We start from the raw sequence: 267 nt of genomic DNA, 5'->3' as shown, positions 1-267 counted from the left end.
CAGACGGATCAGCTGTCTCCAGGTAAATTTCTGGCGTACGGCTAGGTCGACGAGCAGCTTCTGACGGCTCTGGATCGAATTCGTCTGCGGTAAAGTCTCGGGGACCAATGAGTCAAGGTTCATGGAACGCAGATCGGTGACAGACCCCAGCCAAAGATCGGCCGCCCCAATTAGAACGTCGATGTGCGTGTACGATTGCAGTCTTTGAAGCTTCTCAGACGCCTCTTGCTTTGTCCTCCCGATGATCGGGACAATGCCCGGCATGAC

The 267-nt window shown here is 55.1% G+C and carries 1 pseudogene; it reads right to left on the bottom strand.

Annotated elements, in window-relative coordinates:
• Positions 1-267, bottom strand: a pseudogene (locus KJQ96_RS39185) (nitrilotriacetate monooxygenase); the annotation flags it as partial.

The organism is Bradyrhizobium sp. sGM-13 (assembly GCF_018398875.1).
GTDB lineage: Bacteria > Pseudomonadota > Alphaproteobacteria > Rhizobiales > Xanthobacteraceae > Bradyrhizobium.
The sequence above is the reverse complement of the archived record's forward strand: the minus strand, read 5'-3'. Positions and strand labels throughout refer to the sequence as shown.